Origin of the sequence: Anoxybacillus kestanbolensis, assembly GCF_001996285.1 — a bacterium.
GTDB classification, from domain to species: domain Bacteria; phylum Bacillota; class Bacilli; order Bacillales; family Anoxybacillaceae; genus Anoxybacillus; species Anoxybacillus kestanbolensis_A.
Genome location: NZ_MQAD01000005.1, coordinates 293282 through 318173, shown reverse-complemented (window position 1 = coordinate 318173; position 24892 = coordinate 293282). Strand labels below are relative to the sequence as shown.

Sequence of the window (24892 nt, the reverse complement as noted above, 5' to 3'; positions counted from 1 at the left end):
ACTTATTATATTTTTTAGAATTATGAAACAAAAAAGCGAAGATGTCAATGGATTTTACGATTGTTTGGATAAAAGACGAAGTTTTCGCTCATGTTGGAGTGTTTTGGAAGAAAGCAGATCAACGGTTTCTTGCGTGTCGGTTAATTCATCGCGTAGTAGATCAACTTTTTCGTTTAGCTGCTCGAACTGTTTGTCCATTTCTTGTTTAAGAGCGTCAATTCTCGTTTCTAATTTGCTTTCTACACCTCGAATTTCCGAGCGAAGCTGTTGCCCCATTTCTTGCATTTCCGAACGAAGCTGTTGTCCCATTTCTTGCATTTCCGAGCGAAGCTGTTGTCCCATTTCTTGCATTTCCGAACGAAGCTGGTTGCCCATCTCTTGCATTTCCGTCCGGAGCTGATTGTTCATTTCCTTCATTTCGTAATGAATTTTGTTTGAGAATAGTTCGAGCGCTTTCACAATTTCTTTTACAATTGTTTCCCTGTCCACTTTGATTCACCCCCCTTTTATTTTTCATTATAAATGAATGACGGACAAGAAAGAAGTATGTTTCTCATCATTTTCCGATCATAAAAAGTAAATAGATGAAACTTTTACCTAACATCATACGTTATAATGGAATAAAAGGGAAAGGAGTGGAAAACATGGGATTAGTGTTGCAACATGTAACAAAACAGTTTGGCTCGTTTACAGCAGTAGATGATGTGACGTTGTCTATTCCGGAAAAGGGTATATTTGGATTTCTGGGGGCGAACGGAGCAGGAAAAACGACAACATTTCGAATGATCTTAGGATTGCTTGAGCCAACGAAAGGGGAGATTACATGGAACGGTGAGCATATTACGTATAAACATAGTCATCTCATCGGATATTTGCCGGAAGAAAGAGGATTGTATCCAAAGTTAAAAGTAAAAGAACAACTCATTTATTTAGGAAGATTGCGAGGATTACATAAAGAAGAAATTGTGAAAGAAATGCACAATTGGCTGGAGCGTTTTAAAATCCCGCAATATGAAAATCAAAAAGTAGAACAGTTATCGAAAGGTAATCAACAAAAAATTCAATTTATCGCTGCGGTGTTACATCGTCCGCAATTGCTGATTTTAGATGAACCATTCAGCGGATTAGATCCGGTAAATGTTGAAATGTTGAAAAAGGCAGTAATAGATTTACAACAACAAGGAACAACGATTGTCTTTTCAAGTCATCGGATGGAACATGTTGAACAATTATGTGAACATATATGCATTATGCATAAAGGAAGACCTATTGTTCATGGATCAATTAAAGAAATTAAGCAATCTTTCGGCAAGAAAAATGTCATTATTCACGGAGAACTTCCGTTTGAAACATTAACAAACGTTCCTGGCGTATTAAAAATGGAGAAAACGGTTGAAGGAGTTCGCTTACAAATAGCAGATGAAAGTGTATCCCAGCGCATTCTTGAACATATTTATGCAAAAGGATTTATTCGTACGTTTTCGCTAGAAGAACCATCGCTCAATGACATTTTTATCGAGAAAGTAGGTGCAGCGTATGAACAATAAGTTTTGGATCGTTTTTCTTCACACGTACGTAACGAAATTAAAATCAAAGTCTTTTTTCATTTCAACGATCATTACTGCTTTTATTGTATTTGGTATTAGTCAGTTAGATCGTATCATTGAAGCGTTTAGCGATAATGGTCAAAAAACAATTGGTGTTATTGATGAAACAAATGGGTGGTACGAAGCATTGCAATCGCAATTGCAATCGAATAAAGAAATAAAACTTGTTCGCCATGATAAAAGTGAGGAACAGGCAAAAGAACTTGTCCAAACAGAAAAGTGGTATGCGTATATTGTACTTGATGTACAAAACGGTCAGCCGAAAGTGACATATTATGCAAAAAATATTGCAGATAGTGATGTCATTCATGGCATTGAGCAAGCGTTGCAACAAGTTAAAATTGCGATGATGGCAAAACAAATTGGATTAACGTATGAACAAATAAACGCATTATATGCTCCAATTGCCATAGAAAAAGTAGCGCTTGAAGAACATGCAAAAACAGAAGAACAATTAAATCAAGCAAGAGCGATCGTATATGTGCTATTGTTTGCGATGTATATGTTCGTGTTAATGTACGGAAGTATGATTATGATGGAAGTAGCAACGGAAAAATCATCACGTATTATGGAAATTTTAATTTCAAGTATCTCACCTGTTCAACAATTGTTCGGAAAAATTTTAGGAGTTGCTTTGTTAAGTTTGACGCAGTTTATGTTTATTTTTTCAGTTGGCTATGTCTCGATGAAACAAAGCGATATATTGCGTCAGTTGCTTGGTATGAATGAACTCCCGCTTTCTTTAATTACGTACGGCATTATCTTTTTCTTGCTCGGTTATTTGTTGTACGCGATGTTATTTGCGGTACTTGGCTCGATTGTCAGTCGAGTAGAAGAAGTGCAACAAATGGCTGGACCTGTCACAATGTTAGTTGTCGCTGCGTTTATTATGGCGATGTTTGGCTTGAATGCACCGGAATCTCCGTTTATTGCAGCAATGTCGTTTGTTCCATTTTTTGCTCCAATGATTATGTTTTTACGAATCGGAATGCTAAACGTTCCAGTTTGGGAAATCGCTCTTAGCATTGCTTTGCTCATTGGGACAATCGCTTTTTTATTTGTGTTTGGTTCAAAAATATATCGCGGGGGCGTGCTCATGTACAATCAAGCGTCTTCATGGAAAGATCTCAAACGGGCATGGCAATTAACGAAAAAATGAAAAACCGAGCAAACAGCTCGGTTTTTACATCGGCTTTGTCGGTGTCGGCTTCGCATAGCCTTCTTTATATGTTTCATCAATAAGGTGACGAATATCTTTGATCGACATTCCTTTTTCATATTGTTCAATAGAAATAGCGGCGATCTCTAAACAAACTCCGCATTTTGTTGCATGATCGTCCCAAACGATTGCACCGTTGTTTTTATTTTCATGTACAAAACAATCATAATTGTTCTCATGACCGACTGATTCACCGCAACCACAATAACAAGGTATGTTTTCTAACAACTTTTGATGTGTCGCAGCCTGTTCATATAAATGAGACATCGATTCATTATAGGAAGCCAAAAATGATGGGAGATCGCGAATCGAGTTTGTTTCTTCCCGTATATCACCCGTTTCGTGTTCTGCAGTATGTTTTTCTTCTTGTTGTACACAACCACTAAGCAATAAACTAGTAGAGATCATTGCGTTAAGCATCAATCGTTTTCTCATCTCAACCATCCTTTTTCTAAAATGATAAAGGGTTCCGACTTTTTTCACTATTTCTTTTATCTCTTTACTATTATAATAAAAACAATAGTAAATGGTAAGGAAAAAGGCGGGGGAAAAATGGATTGCATCGAAGTAAAAGGAAAAACGGTGGAAGAAGCGATTGAAGAGGGGCTCAAACAGCTTCAAGCAACGCGCGAAGAAGTAATCATCGAAGTTGTGCAACAAGAGCGCAAAAAGTTGTTTGGAGTCGTCTCGCAACCTGCCGTTGTTCGACTAACGAAGAAACAGCAAGCAAACCAAATGATTCAACAAGTTGAAGGAAAAGCATGGATTCAAGATGGTACGTTGTATTACGAATGTTTGGACGTAAGCCCAACGATCGTAATCGGTGAAGGTGTCATCTGTTTACATAATGGTCAACAAGTCGAAGGAAGCATCACGTTACAAGAAGGCGACGACGTCCGCATTTATCCAAAAGAAGAAAGCATCGCTCAATCCGTTTGGAGAATTGATGTAGATGTTAGAAAGTTAGAAGCAACATTAACGTTCGCCCCTGGGGTGCGACGTCGATATATATTGGAAGATAAACAACCATCTAGTAAATTGTATATACATGCAAAAATGGAGACAGAGCTTATTTATGATGTGTCATACGAGCAAGTGATGACGAAACTGCAAGAATTAGGGATTGTGTATGGAGTGAATGAGGAAGCGATTCGTGAAGCACTGCATTCCGAGAAAAAAGTAACCGTCGTCATCGCAAAAGGAATTGAGCCAACAGAAGGAAAGGACGGATGGGTAGAGGTAAAAGTAGGCGAGGGGAAAAGAACACCGAAAGTTCGTGAAGACGGAACCGTTGATTATCGTGAAATGGAAATGATTGCGACAGTTGGTGAAGGAGACTTGATTGCGATTGTTCATCCACCACTGCCAGGCAAACCAGGATTAACCATCACAAATGACGTGATACCTGTACGTGAAGTACATCCGGTGATGATTAAACTTGGTAAGGGAGTAACGATGGATGGAAACCGCATTTTAGCAACAACAGGTGGGCGACCGCAAATTGCGAAAAAGGGAAAGACGGTTGTCGTCTCCATCCTTCCAAAGCTTGTTCATCAAGGGGATGTCGATTTATCAGTAGGAAACATTCATTTTAAAGGTGATGTTGAAATTACAGGAAACGTCCAAGATGAAATGGTTGTGGAAGCGCTCGGTAGCATTATGATTTTACAAAATGTCAATCGCGCAAAAATTCGTGCGCAACAATCGATTTTTATTCAACAAAACGTCATTAGTGGTACGGTGACATCAGGAGAAAACAAAATGATTGTGACTCAACTGATTGGTTTATTACAACAAATTCGCCACTCACTTGAGCGAATGATTGTTGTGATTCAACAACTAATGGTCATGTCTAAAATTCGCGAACAAGATATTTATCCGGTGGCGAAGAGATTGCTTGAAAGTAAGTTTCAAACGATGATGGAAGCGATGAAACAGTATAAAACGATGTGCGAACAAAAGCGTGAACAAATTGGTGAACAGTGGTTCGATATTGGTTCGCAGTTAGATAGTTGTTTGCTTGCTGATCGTCCTAACCATTTTCATTGTTTAGAGGGTATGGCAAACTTGCTTCGTGAACTTAATACATTTATTGGGCAATATGATCGCGAAGAAAACGATGTGATTGAACTTTCTTATGCTTTAAATAGCGTCATTCACGGAAGTGGAGATGTCGTTGTAACGGGAAAAGGGTGTTACAATTGTAACATTTATGCTGGAGGCACATTGACTGTTCACGGAGTGTTACGCGGTGGTGAAGCGTATGCGCAAAAAGGGATGAAAATTAAAGAAGTTGGCTCTTCGCTCGGGATTAAGACTGTATTAGCTGTTCCAAAAGGGGAGACGATCTATATTGAACACGCATGGGAAGGAACAGTTGTACAATTTGGTAAAAAGACGTATACATTTTATGAAGAGAAAAAACACGTTGAAATGAAATGGGACGACGAACGTCAAGAAATTGTATTTGGATAAAAAAGACGCATGGCCAACAAAGCCGATGCGTCTTTTTGTATATTTTTCGGATAATCATATAGTATAATGTAAATGTTCTTAATTTTCTTTCTTTTTGAAGAAGGGGGCTAGAAAATGAAAGCGATTACGGATGGGGATATTTTATGGACGCCAACGAAAGAACAAATCGAACAATCAAGCGTGAAAAAGTATATGAATTGGCTAGAAGCAAAAAAAGGGCTTACGTTTGATTCGCATGCGGCGTTATGGAAATGGTCGGTCGAGAATCTTGAGCAATTTTGGGAAACGGTGTGGGAATATTGCAGCGTTCAGTCGTCTGCACCGTATACCAGTGTGTTAGAAGAACGAAAAATGCCACGGGCAAACTGGTTTCCAGGGGCACGGCTAAACTATGTGGAACATATTTTTCGCAACATGCAGGAGAAGCCAGCGCTTTTGTTCCGTTCCGAACACGTTTCGGTGCGTGAAGTGACGTGGAAAGAGTTAAAACAACAAACGGCAGCCGTCGCTTCGGCGCTGAAAAAACTGGGGGTCAAGCAAGGAGATCGCGTCGTTGCTTATATGCCAAACATTCCGGAAACCGTCGTTGCGTTTTTGGCGTGCGCGAGCATTGGCGCGATCTGGTCTAGTTGTTCTCCCGATTTTGGCGCCAACAGCGTCATCGACCGCTTCCAACAAATTGAGCCGACGGTGTTGTTTGCGGTAGATGGTTGTCAATATAACGGGAAAACGTTTGATAAAGTACCAGTTGTGAAAGAACTGCAAGAAAAACTTCCGTCGCTAAAAAAGACGATTGTCGTTCCGTATTTACGTGACGATGTACGCGCATGGGACGATTCCGTTTTATTATGGACGGATCTCGTGAAAGAACGAAGTGAACTTTATTATGAACAAGTTCCGTTCGATCATCCGTTATGGATTTTATATTCTTCTGGAACGACCGGATTGCCAAAGCCAATTGTACAAGGGCATGGGGGCATTTTATTAGAGCATTTAAAAATTTTATCGATTGAATGCAATATTGCGCGTGATAGCACATTTTTCTGGTTTACGACGACGGGTTGGATGATGTGGAACTTTTTAATTGGTGGGCTGTTAGTTGGGGCAACAGTTGTGTTATATGACGGAAGCCCAACGTTTCCAGATGCGAACGTCTTATGGGAGCTTGCCGAAAAAGCAAAAATTACGCATTTTGGCACAAGCGCAGCGTTTATTAACGTTTGTATGAAACAAGGCATTCGTCCGAAAGACACTTACGATTTTTCACACTTGCAAGCGGTTCTCTCGACAGGATCCCCACTGACGACCGAAGGGTTTCTTTGGGTGTATGAACATGTGAAAGACGTTTGGCTCGTCTCATGCAGTGGCGGAACGGATGTATGCACCGCGTTTGTCGGCGGGTCGCCCATTTTGCCGGTTCGTGCAGGCATGCTGCAATGCCGTTCGCTCGGGGCAAACGTACAGGCATTTGATGAACATGGACATTCGCTGATCAATGAAGTCGGGGAATTAGTCATCACGGAACCGATGCCGTCGATGCCACTCTTTTTCTGGAACGATGAAAACGACCGTCGCTACCTCGAAAGCTATTTTGATACGTATCCAGGCGTGTGGAAACATGGGGATTGGATTAAAATTGATGCCGAAGGAAGCTGCGTCATTTACGGTCGTTCGGATTCGACGATTAACCGCGCGGGCGTGCGCATGGGCACGAGCGAAATTTATCGGGCGGTGGAAACAGTCGATGGCATTCTCGACAGTTTAGTCATTGACTTAGAAGTGATGGGAAGAAAATCGTTTATGCCGCTGTTTGTCGTTCTTCAGCCAGGGGTAGAGCTAGATGACGTATTAAAACAACGAGTGAAAGATGCCATTAAAGCGCACGTATCGCCACGCTTTATTCCGGATGCGATTTACCAAGTCGACCAAATCCCAAAAACGTTAAACGGAAAGAAAATGGAAATCCCGATTCGTAAACTTTTATTAGGCTTCCCGCTCGAAAAAGCGGTAAACGTTGGCTCGATGGCGAACCCTGAATCGCTTTCCTTCTTTATTGAGCTGGCGAAACAATGGGAGCATTCGAATGTATAAGCAAGGCTGTTGCCGTTTGGTAACAGCCTTAGTGGTGTGCGCTGCTTTTCTTATTGACTTTTACGTAAACGTAAACTAAAATAAAATTCAGAAAATTAAAAATAAAGGTGGAAGCAATGAATTACTATACAATCTCCCAACTGGCCGAGCAGTTTGATATTAGCACGCGAACGATTCGCTATTATGAGGAACGCGGGCTCATTTCACCCATTCGCACCGAGTCAGGCCAGCGGCTGTATACGAAAAAAGATCGAGCGGTGTTAAAACTCATTTTGCGCGGGAAACGATTCGGTTTTTCGTTAGAAGAAATTCACGAAATGATTAGCTTGTTTGACAACGATCGCACTGGCCGAAAACAACTGGAAAAAACAATCGCATACGGCGAACAAAAATTAAAGGAGGTGACGGAGCGGATTGAGGATTTAATGCAGTTAAAACAAGAGATGGAGTCGATTTTAGCAGATTTTCGCGAACGATTACAAAAGTTGGAGGGGATCGAATGAACATTTCCGAGTTGTTAGCGCGCAATGCGCGAAAGTTTCCGAACAAAATAGCACTCATTGATGGCGACGTGTCGCTTTCTTATCGAGAAGTAGATGATACGGTCAATCGGCTCGCTTCTTCGCTTGCTTCGCTCGGCATCAAACGAGGCGATAAAGTCGTGTTGTATATGCCAAATGTGAAAGAATTTGTATATGCGTATTTTGCCGTCTTGCGTCTTGGTGCCATCATCGTACCAATTAACGCGCGGCTAACTGCCCAAGAAGTGCAATACATTATTGACCATAGCGAAGCAAAAGCGGTCATCGCACATGATTGGATTTATCAAGAACTTGCCTCGCTTGTTCATAAGGTTGACGTCATTTGGGTGAAAACAGGGGAAGCAATAGAAGGTTGGCGTTCGTTATCGCAGCTCATTGCTAGCGGCGATTCTTCCCCAATTGTTTGTCCGCTGAGCGAAGAGGACGAAACGACGATTTTATACACATCTGGAACGACTGGTAAACCAAAAGGAGTATTGTTTACAGCGCGCAATATTTTCGCTGTCGCAACGATGATGGCGCTAGAGACGAAAATGGATAAACATAGCCGCCTGTTGCATATGATGCCGCTTAGCCATTCCGCACCGCTTCATTTATTTTTTGTCGGCGGGATGTACGTCGGGGCCACCCATGTGTTATCACCAACGTTTTCCCCAGAAGCATTGTTAGAACTTGTCACAAAACATCAAATTACCCACTTTTTCGGAGCACCAGTCGCCTATTTACTCACGGCAAAACACCCACGCCTTCACGAATACGATTTATCGTCTGTCCAATATTGGACGTATGGGGGAGCACCGTTATTGGCAAATGAAGTGCAATTTGTCGCCAAACAGTTTCGCACGAATCGGCTCATGTGTTTGTACGGACTAACGGAAGCTGGACCAAACGGAACGTATTTATCACCGGAAGAACATGCGACAAAGGCAGGGAGCGTTGGCAAAGATGCCGCCCTTCATTGCGAAGTAAAAATCGTCGATGAACGCGGCAATGACGTTCCACCAGGTGAAATTGGTGAAATCATCTTAGCTGGTGAAGGCACAATGAAAGGTTATTACAAAGACGAGAAAAAAACAGCGGAAACGGTGAAAAACGGTTGGCTATATACAGGTGATTTAGCGCGCCGTGATGAAGATGGCTACATTTGGATTGTCGATCGAAAAAAAGATATGATCATCTCTGGGGGAGTGAACGTTTACCCGAAAGAAGTGGAAGACGCGCTAAAGTTGCACCCAGCGATTGTTGATGTGGCGGTTGTTGGCGTGCCGCATCCAGAATGGGGAGAAACGGTGAAAGCGTTTGTTGTCACAAAAGAACCGATCGAGCAGCTTGCGGAAGAATGTAAACGTTTTCTTTCGGATAAACTTGCAGACTATAAAATTCCAAAGCTATATGAAGCCATTCCTGAACTACCGCGCAACGCAACAGGAAAAATATTAAAACAGGTGTTGAGGGGGATACACAATGAAACAGCTACGCGAAGTTGATCCGAACTTATTTGCCAATTTAAAAAAATATTTAGACGAAGAGTTTTATGCGTACGCCGAAGAAGAGTTAGAGAAGTTTTGGAAGCTTTGCATGACCGATATCGACCGGCGCGCGGTACATACAGACCGCGAAGGACAGCCGCGACTCCTCAAATATGACCGTTTTGGCAATGATGTTTCTGAAATATGGGTGAACGAAGGATATAAACAAACAGTGAAGGAAACGTATGAAACAGGAATTGTCGGTTATGTCCATAAACCGATTCCTGCGCTTGGTCGTGTTGGCAATTACGTCTATTCGTACGCGCAAGGATATTTGTTATCACAAGTCGAGCCAGGGTTTTATTGCCCGGTGACGCTCACGATGGCAACGGCGTACGTATTAGAGCATTTTGCTGACGAAAAAATTAAAGCGAAATATTTGCCGCACGTCATTTCGACGGGCGAAGTCGAGCTGTATGAAGGCGCGACGTTTTTAACCGAGCGGCAAGGCGGTTCGGACGTCGGTGCCAATGAAGTGCGCGCTGTTTTATGCGGGGATCATTATGAAATTTACGGAGAAAAATATTTTGCGAGCAACGCTGGCATGTGCGGAGTTGCTTTAGTGCTTGCGCGCATCGACGGAAGCGAGGCGGGGACGAAAGGGCTTAGTTTATTTTTAGTGCCGTGGCGCAATGAGGACGGGGCATTAAACGGCATTCACATTCGGCGTTTAAAAGATAAACTTGGTGTTCGCGCTGTGCCGTCAGCGGAAGTCGTATTTGAAGGGGCAAAAGCTTATTTAATTGGCGATGCGAAAAAAGGGTTTTACTATATGATGGAAGCGCTCAATTTATCGCGCGTCTGCAACGCCGTCGCTTCGATTGGCATTATGAAACGGGCGCTAGAAGAGGCAAAGCAATACGCAGTCAATCGTCAAGCGTTTGGACATACACTTACATCATATCCGATGGTGAAAGAAACGTTAGCCAACTTAACGGCGCGTCAAGAAGTGCAAACGAGCGCTTGTTTTGAGCTCATTTCCTTTTTTGACCGTGTGATGCGCACGCCGGACCAAGCGTCTGAGCAAGAAAAAGCGTGGAATCGCTTATTAATTGCGCTTTTAAAAATGCGAACAGCCGAAGAAGCGATTGCATTTGCCCATGAAGCGATTGAAATGCATGGCGGCAACGGCTACATCGAAGATTTCGTCACCCCGCGCTTGCTTCGCGATGCCCAAGTATTGACCGTATGGGAAGGAACAGCAAACATTTTAGGACTTGAGGTGTTGCGCCTCATCCGTAAATATCGCGTCCATGAAACGTTTATTCAAACAATAAACGAACAACTAGCTGCACTTCCTGTGGGAATACGCGCATTTGCTAAACCGGTCGAAAGCGGGTTGCATGAACTCATACAGTCTCTAAAACAACTTCACGGACAGCCAGAAGACGTGCAAACGTATCACGCCAAAAAAATCGCCAATCGCCTTTGCGACTTGTATTTGAGCGTCATAGCGTTAAAAGAAGCGGAAGAAAACGAACGAAAACAAATTATCGCCCGCCTTTTCTTACAGCATATTTGGGGATGCGATTTATTCGATGCCGAGATGTTATCGGTTCGTCATTTTGATTTAGTGATGAATGAAACGAAAGAGGTAGAAGTATAAGAAGGCAAGGGACCAAGTCGGTTCCTTGCCTTATAGTAAAACAAACACCGCCAAAAAATGAGCCACAGACCCGCCTAATACAAACAAGTGCCAGACGGCATGATGAAATTTAAAGCCGCGCCATACGTAAAAAACAGCGCCGACTGTGTACAAAATTCCGCCGATGACTAAATATAACACACCGTTTGGCGAAAGGCTGGAAACGAGCGGTTTCCATGCAAATACAATCAACCAGCCCATGATGATATATATAATCGTCGATGTATATAAAAACCGATCGACGAAAAAGCATTTAAATACGGTACCGAAGAGTGCAAGCCCCCAGACGATGCCAAACAATGTCCAACCGATCGCTCCTCTCACCGCTAAAAACAGAAACGGCGTATACGTGCCTGCAATAAAAAAGTAAATCGCCGAATGGTCGAAAATTTCAAACAATCGCTTCCAGCGCCCTTCCGGCAACGCGTGCACAATCGTTGATGACAAATACAAAATAAGCATCGTGCTTCCAAACAACGTAAAACTAACAACGTGCCATGCATTTCCGTACATCGCAGCCATGACCGTCAAAATAACGAGCGCCGCGATACTAAACACCGCACCGATGCCATGAGTAATCGCATGCACGATTTCTTCTTCTTTCGTAAACGTATGGGTAAAAGCCAATAGTCTCATTCCTTTCATTGAAAGACATTTTGTTTATTGTACCACATCGATATACATTTTTGTGCATTGTTGTTTTCGTTCGCGACATAATGGAAAAAAGAGAGGTGAGGACGATGCAAATACAGGTAGAAAGGCAACGAAAGACAAAAAAATGGCTTGTACCATCGTTTATTGGTGTGTTGTTACTTGCGGCGATTGCGTGTGTCGCCATTTCCATTTACGTCGGTTGGAATTTGACACATAAAGAGCGAAAAGCAGTCGTCGAAACGCCGAAGGCTTATGAAATGGCTTATCAAGATGTGACATTTACAAGTAAAGACGGCGGACTAAAGCTGAAAGGGTGGGTGATTGAGCCAACGAAACAAGCGAAAATGACCGTTATTTTTTCGCATGGATATGGCGGCAATCGCTACGAACCAAACGTCCCGTTTTTGCCAATTGCTAAAGCACTAACAGACGAAGGATATCGCGTCATTATGTTTGATTTTCGCGCAAGCGGCGAATCGGAAGGAGACATGACAACGATTGGCGCAAAAGAAAAATATGATTTGCTTGGTGTCATTGATTATGCAAAACAACATTATGCCGAACCGATTGTTCTGTATGGAGTATCGATGGGAGCAGCAACGTCGATTTTAGCAGCAGGAATGGATAAAGAGGTGAAAGCGGTTATTGCTGACAGCCCGTTTAGCGATTTAGAAGGATATTTGCGCACATATATGCCTGTATGGACGCATTTACCGAATGTTCCGTTTACGTATTTAATCATTACCCTTATTCCGATGATTACTGATTTAGATCCAGCCGAGTCGGTGCCGATCAAAGCGGTTGATGCAATTGCTCCACGGCCGATTTTATTTATTCATAGCAAAGCCGATCCATCTATTCCATATGAAGAAAGTGTGGGGATGTACAACAAACATCCAGAAGTGTTTGAACTTTGGCTCACGGACAAAGCCAAACATGTGAAAAGTTTTGCGATGTATGAAGAGGAATATATTAAGCATATGTTAGCATTTCTAGAAAAAGTGCAAAAATAAAAGACAAACCGTCGTTCCAAGAGGGGAGCGACGGCTTTGTTTTTAGTTTGCTTTTTTGAGCATGTACAACTCTTCCTCTGCGCGTGCAATACGGCCGAGCTGATAGTCAAGTCGTTCGTGGATATAGGCAATGTCCTGCTTTGTAGCCATTTCCTCACGAATGTGGGCAATTTCATGACGCATAGCATCTTGAAGGCTACGTTGTTCTAATTGATTGTCTCGAATAGCCTTGATCATTGCTGTATTTTCTTTCATTTGCTCTTTTAACCAATGAATATCTTCTTCCTGCTTATGCACTTTTGTTTTTAATTCATGCATTTCTTGCTTCATTGTTTGCATTTCTTGCTTCATTGTTTGCATTTCTTGCTTCATTGTTTGTATTTCTTGCTTCATTGTTTGTATTTCTTGCTTCATTGTTTGTATTTCTTGCTTCATCCATTGCATGTCTTCGGATAAGTTTTGGACGAGGTTAACGAGCTGGAGGAGAAGTTGTTCTTGCACGCCTGATTCACCTACCTTTCATCCTAAAGGTATACGGCATTTCTAGTGGGAAATATGAAGAGGAGTTTGATGAAATGCCTTCGCTGTCATCTTATCATAATTTGTCGAAATGGACAAACTATTTTTATATATATGTTTGAATCGCTTATTTTGTCGTATGTGTAGCATACATGCGTTCTTTCGCCACTTGTAATAACTGTTGTAATTGTTCCCCTTCGACTGGATATGTCGCATAGCCGACGAGAAAAGATATCGGGCTATTTTGTTTAATTCTCTCAATCAGTGTCGAAGGTTTTGCGTTATTTTCGACAGCGATAATTAAATACTGGTCATTTGACCATTTGGCTACGATATCACTTTTTCGCGTTGTCTCGACTAACAGCTGTTCGAAGGCAGTTTGTTGTTGGGGATGACTGTCTTTTTTCGTTTGGAGCAAATAGATTGTTAAACGACTATCTGGGTCGCGATCAACGAGCGCTGCGATTTTTTCGAATGTACTCGCAGCAAAGTCTTTGCTTTTTAGCTGATATATTAGATCTTTTACACAAGCTTTTCGATCATATCGATTACCAAAATAAATGCCGATAATCGTCTGAAACACGTAAAAACCAATGACAACATATAATTCTGTTCCATGGAGTTGTGTTAAATCAATTGTACCGTTCATAGCCATTATTTCTGGTAACAATACAAGTTGGCTAACGAATAGCCGATTGTTTTTCCGATATGTTGTTTAAGCATATACGTCACCTCTCTTCATACTATGAATCAAACGCGCCATTGGGATGGACAAATAAAAGTGAAATAAAAAAAGGGCGAGATGACTGCCCTTTTGCGTTAAAAAATGAAATGTGCAATAAAAACGATAATTGGTAACGTAATAAATGTGCGAAGAAGGAAAATGACAACGAGATCCTTAAACGTAATTGGTAGTTTTGACGCAAGTAGCAATCCGCCTACTTCGGACATGTAAATCAATTGTGTTACAGAAACACAAGCGATAACAAAGCGAGTAAATTCGCTTTCAATGCCGCTACCGATAATGGCAGGTAAAAACATGTCCGCAAAGCCGACAACCATCGTTTGTGCAGCGGCTGACGCTTCTGGCACTTGTAGGAGCGTCAAGATCGGTACAAACGGTTTACCGAGCCATTCAAATACCGGTGTTGTTTCGGCGATAATTAATGCGACCGTTCCAATGGCCATAACGACAGGTAATACGCCTAACCACATATCGATCACGGTTTGTACACCGTTTTTCAATAATTTCCCCATGTCGCTATTGCGCTGTGCCACTTCTGTTGCCTGTTTTAATCCCCATTGAAAAGGAGTATAGCCAGCTGGTACTGTTTCATCAACGGGAGCGTGATGTTCATGATAATATGTGTCTGGCTTTTTTGATAATGGAGGGATACGCGGCATAATGATCGCGGCTACAAGACCAGCAACGACGATCGTAAAATAGTATGCGCCAAACATATGTTCAAGTTTCATATACGTGATGACAACGATGCTAAATGTAATCGATACAACGGAAAAAGTTGTTCCAATCACCGCTGCTTCTCGCTTCGTATAAAAGCCGTCTTCATATTGTTTATTTGTTAACAATACGCCGATCGTTCCGTCCCCTAACCAAGAAGCAATACAGTCAATGGACGAGCGCCCAGGTAATTTAAATACCGGACGCATAATCTTTGTTAAAAGTGCGCCACATAATTCAAGTAATCCGAAATCTAATAGTAAAGGTAAAAACAAGCCTGCAAATAAAAAGACGGAAAACAAAATGGGAATGAGACTATACAACAGCAAAGCACCTGTATTTTCTGACCATACCCATTCCGGACCGATTTTCCACAACGTCATCGCTCCTAAAATTGTTCCAACGATGCGCGCAACGACGAACAAACCATTCACATCGAATAAACGCCGAAGAAATGAGCTGTTCATGATGAAAGAAGGATAAGCAATTTTTGCAACGATTGTGCCAACCGTAGCGATAAACATAAATAAAACAGAAATTGTCGGAATGACTGAAGAAAAGTTTCCTTCGACCCATTTAGCTAAAATAGCTACAGGGATCGTCATCTCACCTTTATAAGGAACAGGGATCATAAATAAAAATACCCCAACAAGCGAAGGAATAAGAAATTTCAGTATGTCAGAGAGATGATGCGATTGTGTATGTTTTTCTTTTTGTACGACATTCATTTTCTAAAACCACCTTCCATTTTATGTTTTGAAAACGGATACATAACATTACTACTATCGTAATATAAAAATGAAAATAGTCAATATAGCAAAATGATTCAGAAATATAAATGAGCGATAAGGACTGCATAAATATGAAAGTATAAAATTATACAAATACACAAATACGAATAAATAATAATTAAGTTATAGTAAAATAGGCAACATAAAGCATAATAAAACAAAGTGACGATATAATCAATCATTTTTTTGTATAAACGTTCAAATTCAAAATTTTTTGTTTTTTTCAACACATTGATGCGTGTATTTTTTCTGTTTATGCGATATGATAAGCGAAAATATGTGTGAAAGGGGTACGAGTAGTGTGGCATTATGCAAAACCAATCGTTGTTGTAAGTGAATGTCTCGGTTTTTCCCCGTGTCGTTATAACGGTGATCAACTAAACGATGAAGTCGTACATAAGCTAGCGCCGTTCGTGCAATTTATCCCGATTTGCCCAGAAATGCGCATTGGTCTCGGTACACCGCGTGAGACGATTCGGCTGGTCAAAGAAGATGAACATGTTCGGCTTGTTCAGCCATCAACCGAAATGGACATCACCGAGCAAATGAATGAGTTTTCTGTTTCATTTTTAAAACAACTATTAGAGGTAGATGGCTTTATTTTAAAAAGTCGGTCACCTTCATGTGGGATAAAAGACGTCAAAATATACAGCAGTAAGAAAAAAGGACCTGCGCTAGGCAAGGGAACTGGTATGTTTGCAGAACATGTATTGCGAATGTTTGCACATAAAGCTGTGGAAGAAGAGGGACGATTAACGAATTTCGTTATTCGAGAGCATTTTTTGACGAAGTTATTTACACTTGCCTTATTTCGAGAGGTAAAACAGACAAATTCGCACCATCGACTTGTTGAATTTCATGCGGAGCATAAATATTTATTTATGGCTTATCATCAACAGAAATTGAAGCAATTAGGAAATATTGTTGCAAATCGTGTTCGTTTGCCGATTGAAGAAGTATTTTTGCGATATGAACAAACATTATATGAGTTGTCTGCACGACGATCCCGTCGAAATTCGAACATTAATGTTTGTCAACATATGATCGGTTATTTTAAACATGAGTTGAGTGGTGAGGAAAAACGGTATGTCCATGAGCTGTTAGAAAAATATCGGGCAGGCAAGCTGCCGCTAAGTAGTGTAACAGCCGTCATTCGTTCATGGGCCATTCGCTATCAAAACGAATATTTGTTGAAACAACGATATTTTCAACCTTATCCAGAACCGTTACTTGACGTGACGGATTCAGGAAAAGGAAGAGATTATTAAAAGAAGCGACAAAGGGTTATCCTTGTCGCTTTTTTGTAACGATATAATACACCGGAATGCCAGATATCGTCACAACAATCGATAAAAATGTATCGAGCGGTGCATGGAGTGCCGTACTTATAATAATATATGCTGTGCCAACAATAGCAACAATCGGGGTGAAAGGATAAAATGGCACTCGATATAATTGTTCGTTAGATGGTAATGATTTTCGTAATAAAAATACCGCATAAAAAGCAAAGCCGTAAAATAAAAAGACACTAAAAATAGCAATATCCGTTAAGCGATCTGCATTACCAAGTAACATCATGATAATTGCAATAGTAATTTGCATGAACGTTGCTAATACAGGTGTGCGCCACTTTGGATGGATGCGAGAAAAATAACGAGCAAGTGGAAATAGCCCATCTATTGCCATTGCCAATGGCATGCGAGGGAATGTGAGTACTTTTCCATTTAAACAACCAAAAATAGAAATTAAAATGCCAATAGCGATCAATTTTCCACCAAATGATCCGAATAAAATGGTTGCAGCTTCACTCGCTGCATTCGGACCGAGTGCAACAATGTCATCAGCGCGAAGCACGTGAAGTAATGCTACATTCACAGCTACATAGGCAAACATGACAATAAGAATACCGGTGATAATCGCTTTTGGTAACGTCTTTGCCGGATTTTTCATCTCACCAGCAACAAACCCAACGTTCATCCATCCATCGTACGCCCACAATGTTGCTAAAACTGCCGCCCCGAAGTTTATTGCTTGACTAGAGCCGCTATCCATGCCGAAAATCGGTACATTTCCTTTCACTACACCAAAGACAATAATAAGAAAAATAGGCAATAGTTTTGCTGCCGTTAACACACTTTGAACGATTCCACCAAACTGAGAACCAAGCATATTTACAACGGACAAAAACAAGACTGCCATGATCCCGATCCAAAGTTCGCTTTCTTTTGGTAGAGAAAAAATACCTGCAAACAGTGTACCAAAATACAGCCCTAGTGCACCGATGACGGCAGGCCCATAAATGATGGTTTGTACCCATCCGCATAAAAAGCCCCAAAACTTCCCGTAAACTTTTTCAATATATACGTACAATCCACCTGTTTCAGGAATTTTTGAGCTCACTTCTGCAATCGTTAACCCACTAGCTAACGTAATGATTCCCCCGATAATCCAAGCGAGAAGAGCAAATGTTGAATTTCCAGTTGCTTCAATGACAACAGCGGGTTTCATAAAGATACCGGATCCTATCACAGTACCAACGACGATGGCTGTTGCTGTAATAAAGCCGATGCTTTGTTTCAATTCTGTTTTCGTCATGTTGTTCACCTCTAAAAAACAGTTGTTTTTTTGTGTCGGACAATCGATATTATAGCATGAGATGAATGAAAACTTCTTTTTTTGAAAATTAAAATATTGACAGGGAGAAAAGAAAAGAATAAGATAAAATTAAATTTGGTCTAAAGAAACTTTTTTAACCTTAATCATTATTGTTTGCTTGTTCCACATGTCACACGTTTTTTGTTCATGCATATAATGGGCGGCAAACAAATTTTTTTGGCTTTATGTTGCATTGAGGAAACTTTTATATCCTTATACAACTTTTGAAGGAGGATGCATATGAAAAAATGGTTGGTTGTATGGACCGTTTTATTATTGTTGTTCGGTTGTGAAACGAAAGCACCTAAAAAAGACGTTATTTACGTTGTCGCTACAACGGGGCAAATTGCAGATTTAGTTGAACATGTCGGGGGAGAGTATGTTCATGTGGAAGCGTTGATGGGGCCAGGGGTAGATCCGCATTTGTATAAAGCGACACAAGGTGACATTCAGAAGTTAAGTCAAGCAGACATCATCTTTTACAACGGGCTTCATTTAGAAGGAAAACTCGGAGAAATATTCACAAAAATGTCAAAAACGAAAAAAGTCGTCGCAGTAAGTGAAACGATTCCGAAAGAGAAGTTAATTGAAATAGACGGAGTATATGATCCGCACATATGGTTTGATCTTGATTTGTGGAGATATGCAACGCAAAAGGTAAGAGACGAATTAAGTGTAGTGGATCCGAAACATAAACAAATATATCAAAAACGAGCAGAAGCATATGAATCTCAACTCATGCAGTTAAAAGAGGAAGCCAAAAAAGAGATGAACGCCATTCTAAAAAAACAGCGTGTTTTAATTACAGCCCATGATGCTTTTCATTATTTCGGTCGTGCGTATGATATCGAAGTAGTTGGCCTACAAGGGTTAAGTACAGATGCAGAATACGGATTGAAAGATATTCAAGAACTTGTTGATATGATTGTTGACCGAAATATTCAAGCTGTATTTGTGGAAAGCAGTGTATCGAAAAAGGCAATTGAAGCGGTTGTTGAAGGAGCAAAACAGCGTGGCCATCACGTTTCGATTGGTGGAGAACTATTTTCAGATGCGCTCGGAAAAAAGGGGACTGAAGAAGGGACGTTCATTGGTATGTATCGTTACAATGTTAAAACGATTGCACAAGCATTGAAGGGGGAAGGACGATGAATCCGCTAGTTGTTGACCAAATGACAGTTGCGTATGATCGGCAACTTGTATTAGAAGATGTATCATTTTCTGTTCCAGAAGGAAAGTTAGTAGGGATTATCGGTCCAAACGGAGCAGGAAAATCAACATTAATGAAGGCGATGTTAAATTTTATTCCGCGTATGCACGGGAATGTTTTCGTATATGGTCAACCGTATGAGAAGCAAAGACATCTTGTCGGATACGTTCCGCAACGAAATTCTGTTGATTGGGATTTTCCAACGAATGCGCTTGATGTTGTATTAATGGGGAGATATGGTCATATCGGACTATGGAAACGACCACGAAAAGAAGACGTAGAGATTGCAATGCAATGTTTAGATAAAGTCGGCATGTTGCCTTATGCGAAACGGCAAATTAGCCAACTATCTGGTGGACAGCAGCAGCGTGTGTTTTTAGCGCGTGCACTCGCACAAGATGCTTCTATTTATCTTATGGATGAACCGTTTGTTGGAGTGGATGCCGCAACAGAAAAAGCGATTATTCAACTGTTAAATGAACTAAAAACGCGTGGAAAAACGGTATTGGTTGTCCATCATGATTTGCAAACGGTGCGAGATTATTTCGATTATGTTTTATTGTTAAATAAATGTGTCATAGCGTTTGGTGAAACAGAACGCACATTCACGTATGATCATATTCAAAACACGTATGGTGGAAAAGTGACTTTTCTCTCTACCACACATATTGTGGGGTGAACGAAATGGATGTTAATGTTCAATGGGTATTTACAAGCATGGCTTTGCTCGGATTGGCGAGTGGGATGATTGGCACGTTTGCCTTGCTGAAGAAACAAAGTTTAATAGGGGATGCAATGGCACATGCCGCGTTACCAGGCATTTGTATCGCTTTTCTCTTCTATGGACAAAAATCGCTTCTCGTTTTTTTAATTGGTGCTGCTTGTTCAGGTTATATGGCAACAGTATTTATTCAGTTTATTGTAAAACATACGCGCATTAAAGAAGATGCTGCCATTGGCATCGTATTGTCTGTATTTTTTGGTTTAGGCATTGTGCTATTAACATGGATTAATCAACATGAAGGTGGAAATCAGAGCGGGATCAATGACTTTTTGTTCGGAAAAGCAGCATCGTTAACTGGAAATGATGTGAACGTTTTAACCATAACGGCTGTACTAATGGTTATAACGATCCTCTTTTTTTTCAAAGAGTTCAAAATCATTACATTTGATCGAGCATTTGCGCAAGGAATCGGTATACCTGTGTCGTTGTTGAATGGTGTGCTTATGTTTTTAATCGTTTCGGTTGTTGTGATTGGTTTACAGGCTGTGGGCGTTGTGTTAATGTCTGCGCTACTCATTACGCCGGCGTTAGCTGCAAGATATTGGACTGAAAGACTCGGATGGATGACATTGTTAGCTGGCGTATTTGGTGCTTTATCTGGAGTTGCTGGAGCATATGTGAGTTTGATTGCTTATGTGCCTACCGGTCCACTCGTTATTATTTTTGCGACGGCTCTGTTTCTTTTCTCGTTTTTATTCGCCCCGAAACGTGGTTTATGTAGCAAAATCATTCGTCGACATGTAGAAAGAAAAAAATTGCGCGTGAAACAACTAATGTATGAGCGAGGGGAGCAGTTATGAGTTATACGATTTGGATTTTGCTTACTGCAACTCTTGTCGGGATTAACTGTGGATTAGTCGGTACATTTCTTGTATTACGGAAAATGTCGATGCTTTCTGATGCGATCAGTCATAGCGTATTGCTAGGAATTGTGGGGGCGTATATGGTAAGCCATCAACTGCAAGGGGTGTCTATGCTCATCGGCGCTTTGCTTGTCGGATTGCTAACAACATTTCTCGTCCAATTGTTGCATCAAAAGGGGGTGCAAAGTGACGCAGCCATCGGGGTTGTGTTTACATGCTTGTTTGCGATCGGGGTTGCCCTCATTTCCTTATTCGCAGATCGTGTTCATTTAGATGTCGAACATGCGCTGATGGGTGAAATTGCATTTGTGCCGTGGGATGTGCTGGAAGTTGGCGGACGAAGTATTGGACCGAAAGCCGTTTGGTTGCTTGGATTTGTTTTAGCGATCAATATATTCGTTATTGTTTTTGCTTACAAAGAATTAAAAATTAGCTCATTTGATAGTGAAATGGCAATTACGCTTGGAATTCCGGTCGTGCTGATTCACTACGTATTAATGGGGATGTTGTCGTTAACGACTGTTGCCTCATTTGATAGTGTTGGTGCCATTTTAGTTGTAGCGATGCTTATTGTACCGAGTGCAACAGCTTATTTATGGACGGATCGACTTAGCACGATGCTTATATGTAGTGCTTTTATCGGTGTATTGGCATCGGTGATCGGCTACGTGGGAGCGACAGCATTCAACGTCTCTATTTCTGGAGCAATTGCTGTATCAACCGGTGTCATCTTCTTTGTTTCATTATGGATCGCTCCAAAACATGGGTTATTGCGGAAATGGCTGAAAAAATCTCCTGCCTAGGCAGGAGATTTAGTCTTTTATTGCGGAAAGAAACGAATCAATAATACTTACATCATTTGTAACTAGAAAAGCAGGAAGTAATGCAATAATGGTCACAACCGTCGCGTATGAAACGATAACATTTTTCACTATTTTCACAGTGCTCACTTCCTTTTGAATTTATTTTTTTACTTTTCTGTATTTTTGTCAATCTTTTTATTAGCGAAATTTTTGTGCGAAAATGGTATAATAACAAAATAATTGTTTGGGAGGGGGGATACGATGCGAATACGAGATTGGGATCGAAACTTACGTATTCGTTTAATTGGGGAATCACTCGTTGGAGTTACTTTTTGGATGATATTTCCTTTTATCGCTATTTATTTTTCTGGCATATTCGGTCGAGAAAAAACAGGTGTATTGCTTGTTATTTCGCAATTATTTTCGGTAATTGCTAATTTACTTGGAGGGTATTTTGCTGATCGATTTGGAAGAAAGAAGATGATGGTGCTTGCAGCGTGTGGACAAGCGCTTGCTTTTTTCTTATTTGCACTATCCAATTCTCCGTTATTCTCATCACCGTTGATGAGTTTTATTTGTTTTGCCCTCGTAGGCGTATGCGGCTCACTTTATTGGCCTGCAAGTCAGGCGATGGTTGCAGATGTTGTTTCAGAAAAAGATCAAAGTCGCGTGTTTGCTGTATTTTATACGATGAATAACATCATGGTTGTCATCGGTCCACTCCTTGGAGGAGTATTTTATCCTGAACACCAGTTTTTCTTACTTCTCATCGCAGGGACGTTTTGTGCGATCGTTGCGATTGTTCTTTTTATTTATTTAGATGAAACAGCACCGATATGGAGAAAAACAACAGGAACATGGTATATGTTTTTTATTGAGCAGTTAAACAATTATCGCCTCATCGTAAAAGATCGTACGTTTCTTTTATTTATTGTTGCTGGTATTCTTGTGGCACAAACGTTTATGCAACTCGACATTTTACTTCCTGTTTACATAAAGGAAGTCGTTTCAAAACAAACGTTATTTTCTGTCGGACATTGGTCGCTTTCGTTGAGCGGGGAGAAGGCGTTTAGTGTTCTGATTGCGGAAAACGGATTGCTTGTTGCTTTATTTACGGTAGCTGTGACGAAGTGGATGGAAAACTATAAAGAAAAATGGGTGTTTGTCTTTTCTTCACTTTTTTACGGAATCGCCATTTTTCTTTTTGGTCAAACCACATCTCTATGGATGATGATCTTTTTAATTGCTTTATTTACGCTAGCAGAACTGATGACAGTCGGTTTACAACAAACGTTTGTTGCTAAATTGGCACCCGAGCATATGCGTGGACAATATTTTGCTGCAGCGAGCCTACGTTTTACGCTTGGGCGCATGATGGCTCCACTCGCTTTGACGCTTCCTTTTGCGTATCATTGGACGTTTTTTATTTTAATGTTACTTGCCGTATGTAGCGCATGGTTGTATGCTGTTATGTTTCAAATGATGGAGGGAAAGCGTGCATGATTATTCTCATTCGGCATGGAAAGCCTGTTTGTAAAAGAGGCGGATGGATGACGAGAGAACAATTAATCAATTGGTTAAAAGCATACGATGAGGCGATCGTTTATGACGAGCCTCTATCGTATGCGGAAGCAAAAGAAAGAATAAAATGCGCATCTGTCGTCCTTGTTAGTTCGCTTGCTCGCGCTCGTCATTCAGTGTCTTTATTGGAACCAGTAAGTCCAATTGAGGAGCACAAATGGCTAAATGAAGCCCCACTCCCTCAACCGCCAAAGTGGATGAAAGGTGTATATCCGCTATGGATGTGGCTTATTTTGTTGCGCTTGTTATGGTTTTGTGGATATGGAGAGGAGCCTTATACCAAAACAAAGCAGCGAGCGATGAAAGCGGCACAACAGCTCGTCCGCTATGCTCGAACGGGCACCGTTGTCGTCATTGGACATGGTTGGTTTCATTTGCTTGTTAGTTGGCAACTCCGCCGATATGGTTGGTTTGCAAAAAAGAAAAAATGGGCATATTGGGAAGTTGTGACGTTGTCGTTGACAAGGCGCACACCGTGATGTACATATATGGTGTGTAGCCCCTTCTTTTTCTCATATTTTCCCTTTTCTTCTCATACATATGATGATGTAAATATGAGAAAAGAGGGGAAATACGTGTGAATGAAAAAGGGGGATTACAAAAAGAAGCGATGACACGAAGCGAACGACGAAAACAAAAACGACCATTTGTTTTTGTATGTTTATTATTCGTTGTAAGCGCGTGTGTCGTCGGTGCATGGGGAGTAGCGAAACAAGAGACGAGTGAACAGAAAGTAATTGAGCAATTCATCGCCGCGTTACGTCAAGAAGATATGCATGCGTTGAAACAGTTCATTGATGCTCCATTAGAAAAAGAGGTGTCACTTTCACCACTTTTTGCATATTTACGTAAACATCCAGAGGGTTATGACCAAATAAAGAAAGAGTTAGCGCAACAGAAAGATGATCGAGTTTACATAAAAGGATTAACGTCAACTCCACCGATTTTTTTAATGAAATTGTCGCAAGGAATATACAAATTTGAGCCCGCGTTATACCATGTATATGTGCAAACGAATGAGCAAGGGGCTCGTATTTTGATTAACGACACATACGTCGGTGAAACGAATGCATCGTTAGTGAAAGTAGGAGAGTATGTTCCAGGCTTATATGAAGTGAAAATGGTGACAGATGAACGAGAACAAACGAAGCAAATATCGCTCTTTGGAGGAGAGCGGATTCGTATCGTTCGTTTCGATTCGAACTAAAAGATGCAACGACATGTTGCGTCTTTTTTTGTCAAAGTCGAAACATATCTTCTCGTTCGTACGTAATATAGTCATCATTTTCATTTCATAAAAAATCATAGTAAAATAAAGGATCATAGACGATTGGAGGCTTTTGACTGTTCATGATAAATGTATAAATATTTATAAAAATTTTATAAAAATCTGATGATCATTTTATGTGAAAAAAGTCAAAAAGGAGCTGGGAGAAGATGATTCGCACG

General features: G+C 40.9%; 24 protein-coding genes. 16 read left to right on the top strand and 8 right to left on the bottom strand.

The window, feature by feature from the left end; translation table 11 throughout:
* Window positions 1-54 precede the first annotated feature (54 nt).
* A complete protein-coding gene (locus BO219_RS04005) occupies window positions 55-489 on the bottom strand; it encodes a DUF1640 domain-containing protein (RefSeq protein ID WP_077428485.1) in 435 nt (144 codons plus the stop codon).
* A gap of 155 nt (window positions 490-644) precedes the next feature.
* Here BO219_RS04005 and BO219_RS04000 point away from each other — a divergent pair, with 155 nt between their 5' ends.
* Window positions 645-1547: an ABC transporter ATP-binding protein gene (locus BO219_RS04000; RefSeq protein WP_004890140.1), complete on the top strand. Its 903-nt coding sequence runs from the start codon at window positions 645-647 to the stop codon at window positions 1545-1547.
* Complete coding sequence (locus tag BO219_RS03995) at window positions 1537-2766, top strand: ABC transporter permease (protein ID WP_077428484.1); 1230 nt, start codon at window positions 1537-1539, stop codon at window positions 2764-2766. The genes BO219_RS04000 and BO219_RS03995 overlap by 11 nt, the downstream gene beginning before the upstream one ends.
* A gap of 24 nt (window positions 2767-2790) precedes the next feature.
* On the opposite strand, the gene BO219_RS03990 is transcribed toward BO219_RS03995, so the two are convergent.
* Window positions 2791-3261, bottom strand: coding sequence for a PCYCGC motif-containing (lipo)protein (locus BO219_RS03990; protein ID WP_077428483.1), 471 nt, complete (start codon window positions 3259-3261; stop codon window positions 2791-2793).
* A 117-nt stretch (window positions 3262-3378) separates the two neighbouring features.
* Here BO219_RS03990 and BO219_RS03985 point away from each other — a divergent pair, with 117 nt between their 5' ends.
* The 5 genes from BO219_RS03985 to BO219_RS03965 all read left to right on the top strand — a co-directional run bounded on the left by BO219_RS03985 (window position 3379) and on the right by BO219_RS03965 (window position 11069).
* Window positions 3379-5301, top strand: coding sequence for a FapA family protein (locus tag BO219_RS03985; protein WP_077428482.1), 1923 nt, complete (start codon window positions 3379-3381; stop codon window positions 5299-5301).
* Window positions 5302-5415: 114 nt separating this feature from the next.
* On the top strand, window positions 5416-7392 hold the full coding sequence (locus BO219_RS03980; protein WP_077428481.1) for an acetoacetate--CoA ligase: 1977 nt from the start codon (window positions 5416-5418) through the stop codon (window positions 7390-7392).
* A 116-nt stretch (window positions 7393-7508) separates the two neighbouring features.
* Complete coding sequence (locus BO219_RS03975) at window positions 7509-7895, top strand: MerR family transcriptional regulator (RefSeq protein WP_041638323.1); 387 nt, start codon at window positions 7509-7511, stop codon at window positions 7893-7895.
* Window positions 7892-9421 carry a class I adenylate-forming enzyme family protein gene (locus BO219_RS03970; RefSeq protein WP_077428480.1) on the top strand — a complete coding sequence of 510 codons (1530 nt, stop codon included), beginning with the start codon at window positions 7892-7894 and terminating at the stop codon, window positions 9419-9421. The genes BO219_RS03975 and BO219_RS03970 overlap by 4 nt, the downstream gene beginning before the upstream one ends.
* Window positions 9399-11069 (top strand): acyl-CoA dehydrogenase family protein, encoded by a 1671-nt coding sequence (locus BO219_RS03965; RefSeq protein ID WP_077428479.1) that lies wholly within the window; start codon window positions 9399-9401, stop codon window positions 11067-11069. The genes BO219_RS03970 and BO219_RS03965 overlap by 23 nt, the downstream gene beginning before the upstream one ends.
* 30 nt (window positions 11070-11099) lie before the next feature.
* Here BO219_RS03965 and trhA read toward each other — a convergent pair whose 3' ends face one another.
* Window positions 11100-11753, bottom strand: coding sequence for a PAQR family membrane homeostasis protein TrhA (gene trhA / locus BO219_RS03960; RefSeq protein ID WP_035018625.1), 654 nt, complete (start codon window positions 11751-11753; stop codon window positions 11100-11102).
* Between the two features lie 95 nt (window positions 11754-11848).
* Between trhA and BO219_RS03955 the strand changes: the two genes are divergently transcribed.
* Window positions 11849-12775, top strand: coding sequence for an alpha/beta hydrolase (locus tag BO219_RS03955; RefSeq protein ID WP_077428478.1), 927 nt, complete (start codon window positions 11849-11851; stop codon window positions 12773-12775).
* Between the two features lie 42 nt (window positions 12776-12817).
* On the opposite strand, the gene BO219_RS03950 is transcribed toward BO219_RS03955, so the two are convergent.
* The 3 genes from BO219_RS03950 to BO219_RS03940 form a co-directional block, all read right to left on the bottom strand.
* Window positions 12818-13276: a hypothetical protein gene (locus BO219_RS03950; protein ID WP_077428477.1), complete on the bottom strand. Its 459-nt coding sequence runs from the start codon at window positions 13274-13276 to the stop codon at window positions 12818-12820.
* Between the two features lie 145 nt (window positions 13277-13421).
* Entirely contained in the window at window positions 13422-13943 is a 522-nt protein-coding gene (locus BO219_RS03945; RefSeq protein WP_226373756.1) for a nucleotidyl cyclase domain-containing protein, read from the bottom strand.
* Window positions 13944-14113: 170 nt separating this feature from the next.
* Window positions 14114-15484 carry a YjiH family protein gene (locus BO219_RS03940; protein ID WP_006323198.1) on the bottom strand — a complete coding sequence of 457 codons (1371 nt, stop codon included), beginning with the start codon at window positions 15482-15484 and terminating at the stop codon, window positions 14114-14116.
* A gap of 362 nt (window positions 15485-15846) precedes the next feature.
* On the opposite strand from BO219_RS03940, the gene BO219_RS03935 reads away from it, so the two are divergent.
* Complete coding sequence (locus tag BO219_RS03935; RefSeq protein ID WP_077428476.1) at window positions 15847-16815, top strand: DUF523 and DUF1722 domain-containing protein; 969 nt, start codon at window positions 15847-15849, stop codon at window positions 16813-16815.
* 16 nt (window positions 16816-16831) lie between these two features.
* On the opposite strand, the gene BO219_RS03930 is transcribed toward BO219_RS03935, so the two are convergent.
* The gene (locus tag BO219_RS03930) at window positions 16832-18142 is read right to left on the bottom strand and encodes an APC family permease (RefSeq protein WP_077428475.1); all 1311 of its coding nucleotides are present in this window, start codon (window positions 18140-18142) and stop codon (window positions 16832-16834) included.
* Window positions 18143-18442: 300 nt separating this feature from the next.
* Between BO219_RS03930 and BO219_RS03925 the strand changes: the two genes are divergently transcribed.
* From BO219_RS03925 to BO219_RS03910, 4 genes are read left to right on the top strand one after another with little or no spacing between them, the layout of a single operon-like run.
* Window positions 18443-19354, top strand: a complete 912-nt coding sequence (locus BO219_RS03925; protein WP_077428474.1) for a metal ABC transporter solute-binding protein, Zn/Mn family — start codon at window positions 18443-18445, stop codon at window positions 19352-19354.
* A complete protein-coding gene (locus BO219_RS03920) occupies window positions 19351-20091 on the top strand; it encodes a metal ABC transporter ATP-binding protein (RefSeq protein ID WP_064221370.1) in 741 nt (246 codons plus the stop codon). Before BO219_RS03925 ends, BO219_RS03920 begins: the two co-directional genes overlap by 4 nt.
* Window positions 20092-20096: 5 nt before the next feature.
* Entirely contained in the window at window positions 20097-20996 is a 900-nt protein-coding gene (locus BO219_RS03915; RefSeq protein ID WP_064221371.1) for a metal ABC transporter permease, read from the top strand.
* Window positions 20993-21862 (top strand): metal ABC transporter permease, encoded by an 870-nt coding sequence (locus BO219_RS03910; protein WP_077428473.1) that lies wholly within the window; start codon window positions 20993-20995, stop codon window positions 21860-21862. Before BO219_RS03915 ends, BO219_RS03910 begins: the two co-directional genes overlap by 4 nt.
* A 9-nt stretch (window positions 21863-21871) precedes the next feature.
* Here the strand turns inward: BO219_RS03910 and BO219_RS15000 are convergent, their stop codons facing one another.
* On the bottom strand, window positions 21872-22000 hold the full coding sequence (locus BO219_RS15000) for a hypothetical protein (RefSeq protein WP_006323191.1): 129 nt from the start codon (window positions 21998-22000) through the stop codon (window positions 21872-21874).
* Window positions 22001-22123: 123 nt separating this feature from the next.
* On the opposite strand from BO219_RS15000, the gene BO219_RS03905 reads away from it, so the two are divergent.
* The 3 genes from BO219_RS03905 (at window position 22124) to BO219_RS03895 (ending at window position 24650) form a co-directional block, all read left to right on the top strand.
* On the top strand, window positions 22124-23365 hold the full coding sequence (locus BO219_RS03905) for an MDR family MFS transporter (RefSeq protein ID WP_077428472.1): 1242 nt from the start codon (window positions 22124-22126) through the stop codon (window positions 23363-23365).
* Window positions 23362-23922 (top strand): histidine phosphatase family protein, encoded by a 561-nt coding sequence (locus BO219_RS03900; RefSeq protein WP_077428471.1) that lies wholly within the window; start codon window positions 23362-23364, stop codon window positions 23920-23922. The genes BO219_RS03905 and BO219_RS03900 overlap by 4 nt, the downstream gene beginning before the upstream one ends.
* A 98-nt stretch (window positions 23923-24020) precedes the next feature.
* Window positions 24021-24650: a PEGA domain-containing protein gene (locus tag BO219_RS03895; protein ID WP_077428470.1), complete on the top strand. Its 630-nt coding sequence runs from the start codon at window positions 24021-24023 to the stop codon at window positions 24648-24650.
* The last annotated feature ends 242 nt before the right edge of the window (window positions 24651-24892 follow it).